Origin of the sequence: Gordonia sp. (in: high G+C Gram-positive bacteria) (assembly GCF_012515855.1) — a bacterium.
GTDB lineage: Bacteria > Actinomycetota > Actinomycetes > Mycobacteriales > Mycobacteriaceae > Gordonia.
Map to the genome: position 1 here is coordinate 1 of NZ_JAAYXO010000038.1, position 6,334 is coordinate 6,334.

7 protein-coding genes are annotated in these 6,334 nt (G+C 67.4%); 5 read left to right on the forward strand and 2 right to left on the reverse strand.

Translation table 11 applies throughout. The features are described from left to right. Positions 1-768: DUF3516 domain-containing protein (locus tag GX543_RS02450; protein WP_290849544.1), on the forward strand; the 768-nt coding region annotated here is incomplete at its 5' end. Positions 769-783: 15 nt separating this feature from the next. On the opposite strand, the gene GX543_RS02455 is transcribed toward GX543_RS02450, so the two are convergent. Next, a complete protein-coding gene (locus tag GX543_RS02455; RefSeq protein WP_290849545.1) occupies positions 784-1,728 on the reverse strand; it encodes a hydrogen peroxide-inducible genes activator in 945 nt (314 codons plus the stop codon). 126 nt (positions 1,729-1,854) lie between these two features. Between GX543_RS02455 and GX543_RS02460 the strand changes: the two genes are divergently transcribed. The 3 genes from GX543_RS02460 (at position 1,855) to GX543_RS02470 (ending at position 4,402) form a co-directional block, all read left to right on the forward strand. After that, the gene (locus GX543_RS02460) at positions 1,855-2,442 is read left to right on the forward strand and encodes a peroxiredoxin (RefSeq protein WP_290849546.1); all 588 of its coding nucleotides are present in this window, start codon (positions 1,855-1,857) and stop codon (positions 2,440-2,442) included. Positions 2,443-2,543: 101 nt separating this feature from the next. Then, complete coding sequence (locus tag GX543_RS02465; protein WP_290849548.1) at positions 2,544-3,071, forward strand: alkyl hydroperoxide reductase; 528 nt, start codon at positions 2,544-2,546, stop codon at positions 3,069-3,071. 296 nt (positions 3,072-3,367) lie between these two features. Continuing rightward, positions 3,368-4,402, forward strand: a complete 1,035-nt coding sequence (locus GX543_RS02470) for a linear amide C-N hydrolase (protein WP_290849549.1) — start codon at positions 3,368-3,370, stop codon at positions 4,400-4,402. Positions 4,403-4,545: 143 nt separating this feature from the next. On the opposite strand, the gene GX543_RS02475 is transcribed toward GX543_RS02470, so the two are convergent. Beyond that, entirely contained in the window at positions 4,546-5,775 is a 1,230-nt protein-coding gene (locus GX543_RS02475; protein ID WP_290849550.1) for an aminotransferase class III-fold pyridoxal phosphate-dependent enzyme, read from the reverse strand. Between the two features lie 77 nt (positions 5,776-5,852). Here GX543_RS02475 and GX543_RS02480 point away from each other — a divergent pair. Beyond that, a partial coding sequence (locus GX543_RS02480) for a DEAD/DEAH box helicase (protein ID WP_290849551.1) occupies positions 5,853-6,334 on the forward strand: 482 nt, incomplete at its 3' end.

Here is a 6,334-nt window from a genome sequence, read left to right on the forward strand (position 1 = left end):
CGGCCCGGGGACTGCTTCGCCGCCCTGCGCCACCTGCTCGAGGACAATCACGAGCCCCGCAAACGTCAACTGCGGTACATCAAGCACACCATTGCCCTGTACCGCGACCTGGTCGAGACCGGCATCGTCACCCGGCTGGACTCGCCCGCGCCGGACGGCAAGCGCGTCGAACTGTCGATCGACCTGCCGGAGAACTTCGCGCTCACCAATCCCCTGTCGGCGTTCGCCGTCGCCGCCTTCGAGCTCCTCGATCCGGAGTCGTCGTCGTTCGCACTCGACGTCGTCTCCATCCTGGAGTCGACGCTCGACGATCCCCGCCAGGTGCTGATGGCCCAGCGCAAGGTCGCCCGCGACGCGGCAGTGGCCGAGATGAAGGCCGACGGGATCGAGTACGAGGAGCGGATGGCGCGGCTGGAGGAGATCACCTGGCCGCAGCCGCTGGCCGAGGAGATCGGCTTCGCCTACGAGACATACAAGCGCGGTCATCCGTGGCTGGCGAACACCCCGCCCTCCCCGAAGTCGGTGCTGCGCTACATGCTCGAACGCTCGATGACCTTCACCGAGCTGATCAGCGAGTTCGGCCTGCAGCGCAGCGAGGGCGTCGTCTTGCGCTATCTCACCGACTGCTACCGGGCGCTGCGCAGCGGCCTGCCGATGACCGCGGTGACCGAACAGATCGAGGACATCACCGACGACCTCGGCGACCTGATCCGCGGCGTCGACTCGAGTCTGATCGACGAATGGGAAACACTCACCGCGCGGGCCTGACTCGTCGCACCGGCGCTACCGGCCCGCGCGGACCGGCGTCACGTCGCCGGATTCGGCGACCAGTTCGGCGATGTCGGCGGCCAGTTCGGCGTAGGCCGCGCCCCGTCCGGAGGACGTCCGGTACACCAGGCCTATCCGGCGGCCCGGGCGCGGCTTGGTGAACTCGGCGGTGGCCAGTTCGCCGGACGCGGTCTCCACCGCCACGGAGGTGCGCGGGATGAGCGTCACGCCCAGCCCGCCCTCCACGCACTGGACCGCGGTGGTCAGGGACGCGGCCCGTGTCTGGCGGAGGTCCGGGTCGACCCCGGCGGCCTGGCAGACGTCGAGAGCCTGATCGCGCAGGCAGTGCCCCTCGTCGAGCAGCAGCAGCGGGAGGTCGGCGAGCATCGACGGCGCCAGCCGCTTGCGGCCCGCCAGCGGATGACCGTCGGGAATCGCCAGGACGAAGTCCTCGTCGTACATCTCGATCTCCCCGATGCCGGCGGCGTTCGCGGGTAGTGCGAGCACGGCGGCGTCGAGCGTGCCGTCGCGCAACTGCTGCAGCAGCCGCGCGGTCTGGTCCTCCACCACTCGCAGCTCGAGCTCCGGTCGACGCAGCGGAAGCCCGCGCAGCAACCGCGGCAGGATGTAGGGCGCGATGGTCGGAATCAGGCCGAGCCGGATCGACCCGCGCAGTGGATCATCCTCCCCCGCCGCCTCGGCGAGGAAGTTGTCGATGGCATCGCAGGCGGCCATCGCCGAGGGCAACAGTCGCCGCCCCTCAGCGGTCAGCATCACCCGGCGCGTTGTGCGTTCCACCAGCTGAATCCCGAGACCCGCCTCGAGACCTGCCAGCGCTTGCGAGAGCGAAGGCTGGCTCACGCCGAGATCTGCTGCGGCAGAAACGAAATGCAGCTTCTTCGCCACTGCGACGAACGCCCGAAGCCCACCGATCGCCGGTTGATAACTCTGATCACTCATGGCTATCAATATAGTGCGTGTCATCACGTTTCGTTTTTAGACCCACTGAGGCAGAATGGGAACTACCGCCGGGTAGACACCCGACAACCCGGCTCAGTGATTCACCCAAGACGAAGGAGTCATGACATGGCACTGCTCACCATCGGAGACCAGTTCCCGGCCTACAACCTGACCGCTGTGATCGGCGGCGACCTGAGCAAGGTCGACGCGCAGCAGCCGGACGACTACTTCACCACCGTCTCCAGCGACGACTACAAGGGCCAGTGGCGCGTCATCTTCTTCTGGCCGAAGGACTTCACCTTCGTCTGCCCGACGGAGATCGCCGCCTTCGGCAAGCTGAACGATGAGTTCGCCGATCGTGACGCCCAGGTGCTCGGCGCCTCGGTCGACAACGAGTTCGTCCACTTCCAGTGGCGCGCACAGCACGAGGACCTCAAGACCCTCCCCTTCCCGATGCTCAGCGACCTCAAGCGTGAGCTCGCCGAGGCCACCGGCGTCCTGAACGCCGACGGCGTCGCCGATCGCGCCACCTTCATCGTCGACCCGAACAACGAGATCCAGTTCGTGTCGGTCACCGCGGTCTCGGTCGGCCGCAACGTCGACGAAGTGCTTCGCGTCCTCGACGCTCTGCAGAGCGACGAGCTGTGCGCCTGCAACTGGAAGAAGGGCGATCCGACGATCGACGCCGGCGAGCTCATGAGCGCCTCGGCCTGATCCCCGCCGGACGGACGCAGTCGGCCGGCCTTCTCCGGCCGACTGCGTCCGACGAAAGCCCCTGCACATCCTCACGAACCGATTGGAAGAGATCTCACACGATGAGCATCGACAATCTCAAGGAAGCCCTTCCGGACTACGCGAAGGACCTCAAGCTGAACCTCGGCTCCCTCTCGCGCACCACCGTGCTCGACGAGGAGAAGCTGTGGGGCACGCTCCTGGCCACCGCCGCCGCGACCCGCAACGCGACCGTGCTGCGCGAGATCGCCGACGAGGCCGCCGACAACCTGTCGGCGGAGGCCTACAACGCCGCACTGGGCGCCGCCTCGATCATGGGCATGAACAACGTCTTCTACCGCGGCCGAGGCTTCCTCGACGGCAAGTACGACGACCTGCGTCCCGGACTGCGGATGAACATCATCGGCAACCCCGGCGTCGACAAGGCGAACCTCGAGCTGTGGTCGCTCGCCGTCTCCGCCATCAACGGCTGTGAGCACTGCGTCGGCGCGCACGAGAACGTCGTGCGTGAGGCCGGGCTCGACCGAGAGCAGGTCTTCGAGGCGCTCAAGGCCGCGTCGATCGTGCAGGGCGTCGGTCAGGCGATCACCATCGCCGAAACTCTCGCCTGACCCGAACAGGCCCCCGTAGCTGCAGTCCTGAGGTCCGTGCCCACAGGCACGTCTCACGCAGTAGGCGCTGTGCCCCATCCGGTGACCCCGGTTGGGGCACAGCGCTTTTCAGCATCGACGGCCCGAATCACGACAGGTGGGCGCCCGACCGAAACCGGCCTTCGCGTCGTGATCGCGACCGACACCGCCCCTTCCGTGCCAGGATCGCGTTCCGGTGCGGCTCGTCCCCGTCCGCCGGGGTCTAATCGAAGACAGGATCACGTCAAACACGCGACACGTCGTCGATGGAGGAAAACATGTGCACGGGAATCAGGATCACCGCCGAGAACGGTGACGTCTTCTGGGGTCGGACGATGGACTTGAACATCCCGATGTTCGGAACGCCGGCCGGCCTGCCGGCCGCGCTGGACAACGTCGTCGTCATCTCGACCGTGCCCGCCGGGGCCGAGATGCCGAGTCCGCTGGCCGCGTGGAAGAGCAAGTACGCCACGATGGGCGTCGGTATCAAAGGCACCAACATCCTGCTCGACGGCATCAACGAGAAGGGCCTGGCCGGCGACACCCAGGTGCTGATGGAGTGCACCCGCGGCGCTGCGTCCGACATCGCCGCGCGTAAACAGACCGGCGTGCTGGGCGAGGAGTTCGTGAGCTTCATCCTGTCCCAGTTCGGCAGCGTGGCCGAGATCCGCGAGCGGTACGCCGACTTCGCACTCCTCGACCAGCCCTACGACGCTTTCGGCCAGCACATCTCGATGCCGCTCCACTACTGCTTCGTCGACACCACCGGGGACGGCATCGTCCTGGAACCGGTCGAGGACGGCGCGTTCAAGCTGTACGACTACGCGGGCGCGTACACCAACAGCCCCGAGTACGACTGGCATCTGATCAACGTGGGCAACTACATCACACTGAACAACGTCGATCCCGCGGCGGCGCGGAAGCTGCCTACCGGTTTAGAGCTGCAGCCGATCGAGGGCGGCACCGGCTACGGGATGTTCGGTCTGCCCGGCGACTACACGGCGCCTTCGCGTATGGTCCGCGCCCTCAACCTGGCCGCATACCTCAAGCCTTTCGATCGCGAGCAGGGCATCGCCCAGCTGTACGCCGCCTTCCGCACGGTGATCATCCCGCCGGGACTCGAGCACAAGGGCGACGTCAGCTCGTGGAGCGACTACTCCCGCTACTGGGCCGGGTACGACCTGTCCGAACGGACCGTGTACGTCCAGACCGGCGAAGGACTGGCCATCACCGCGAAGAAGCTCGACACGACCGTCACCGAGACCACCTACGACGCCATCGATCTGTCGAACAACGTCCACGCACTGAACTGAGCGCCCGGACGAAGCAGCGGTACCCGGCACCGTCAACTCGGCCTGGCACCCTCAACTGAGGGTGCCAGGCCGAATCCGGATTGCCGGGCACCGTGATTCGAGGTGGTCCGGGATTCCGGGGTGGTCCGGGATTTCGAGGCCGTCTAGCCCAGTGCGTCGGCGAACCGCTCGGCCAGCGTGTCGACCTCGTCGGTCGTCATCACGAACGACGGCGAGACCTGCAGCGCACCCAGGCCCGCGGCGCGCCCGGCGACGCCGAGCGTGCGCAGGCGCAGCACCGCCGCGGGCGCATCCGACGGGTCGGCGAGCTGCACGGCGGTGACCGCGCCCAGGCCCGTCCGTACCTCGGCCACCGAATCGAGATCAGCCAGCGGAGCGAACGCCCTCTGCAGGTCCCCTTCGAGCCGGGTGGCCTCGTCGAGCAGGCCCTCCCGCTCGATGATGTCGAAGTTGGCCATCGCCGCCGCTGCGGCCCCCGCGTGGCCGCCGTAGGTGTAGCCGTGCCGCCACCACGTGCCGCCTGCGAAGAACGGCTCGGCCACGTGCGGCGCCGCGATCATCGCACCCATCGGGACATAGCCGCTGGTCAGCCCCTTCGCAGAGGTGATGATGTCCGGGTCGAGTTCGAAACGGGTCGAGGCGAACCAATGCCGGTGCCCGATGCGGCCGTAGCCGGTCACCACCTCGTCGGCGATGAAGAGCACGTCGTGGTCCCGGCAGATGTCGCGTACCTCGCGCAGGTACCCCTCCGGTGGCAGATAGATCCCGCCGGCGCCGATGATCGGCTCAGCGATGAAGGCCGCGATGTTCTCGGCGCCCACGCGCTCGATCAGGCCCAGGAGCGCCTTGGCGTCGTCCCAGTCGATCCGTTCGGTGTCGGGCACGAAGTCCGGGCCGTAGCCCTCGCGATTGAGCGGGATGCCCGCCAGCGCGGTGCCGCCGACATGCATGCCGTGGTAGGCCTTGGTCCGGGAGACGATGATGCGCTTGCCCGGCAGCCCCTGCTCGGTCCAGTACCGCCGGGCGAGCTTGACCGCGGTGTCGACGGCATCGCTGCCGCCCGAGGTGAACATGACCTTGGCGCCGGCCGCAGGCGCCATCGCCGCCACGCGCTCGGCGAGCGCCTCGAGGGTGTCGTTGGAGTAGTCGCCGAAGTTGGAGAAGTGCGCGATCGAGGAGAGCTGTCCTGCCACCGCCTCGGCGATCTCCCGGCGGCCGTGGCCGACGTTGGTGAACCAGAGGCCCGCGGTCGCATCCAGATACTCGTGGCCGACGTCGTCGTAGATCCGGACGCCCTCGCCCCTGGTGATGACGAACGGTCCGTTGTCGGTCACCGCGCCCATGTCGGCGAACCCGTGCCAGAGAGATCCCATGGCTCCCAATATGACATGTCGGCGGCACCCTGGTGTGGCCGGGATCATGTTCGGTACGCCGATAGGATGACAGGATCATGCCCGCACCCCTCCTCACCTTCCCTCCGGAGCTTCCGGTCAGCGCCTGCCGGGACCAGATCGCGCAGGCTGTCGAGCAGCACCAGGTGGTGGTGGTCGCCGGCGAGACGGGCTCGGGCAAGACGACCCAGTTGCCGAAGATCTGCCTCGCTCTCGGCCGCGAATCGATCGCCCATACGCAGCCGCGCCGGATAGCCGCCACCTCCGTCGCGCGCCGCATCGCAGACGAGACGCAGACCGAACTCGGCGGGCTCGTCGGCTACAGCGTCCGGTTCTCGGACAAGACCGGCGACAGCACCGCGATCAAGGTGATGACCGACGGCATCCTGCTGCGCGAGATCACGTCCGACCCGAAGCTCCGCCGCTACGACACGATCATCATCGACGAGGCGCACGAACGCAGCCTCAACATCGACTTCCTGCTCGGCTATCTCAAGCGGCTGCTGCCCGACCGACCCGACCTGAAGGTGATCATCACCTC

Excerpts from the sequence above, each read along its gene's own strand:
- GX543_RS02455 (WP_290849545.1), bottom strand. The coding sequence starts at position 1,728 with ATGAGTGATCAGAGTTATCAACCGGCGATCGGTGGGCTTCGGGCGTTC.
- GX543_RS02460 (WP_290849546.1), top strand. The coding sequence starts at position 1,855 with ATGGCACTGCTCACCATCGGAGACCAGTTCCCGGCCTACAACCTGACC.
- GX543_RS02465 (WP_290849548.1), top strand. The coding sequence starts at position 2,544 with ATGAGCATCGACAATCTCAAGGAAGCCCTTCCGGACTACGCGAAGGAC.
- GX543_RS02470 (WP_290849549.1), top strand. The coding sequence starts at position 3,368 with ATGTGCACGGGAATCAGGATCACCGCCGAGAACGGTGACGTCTTCTGG.
- GX543_RS02475 (WP_290849550.1), bottom strand. The coding sequence starts at position 5,775 with ATGGGATCTCTCTGGCACGGGTTCGCCGACATGGGCGCGGTGACCGAC.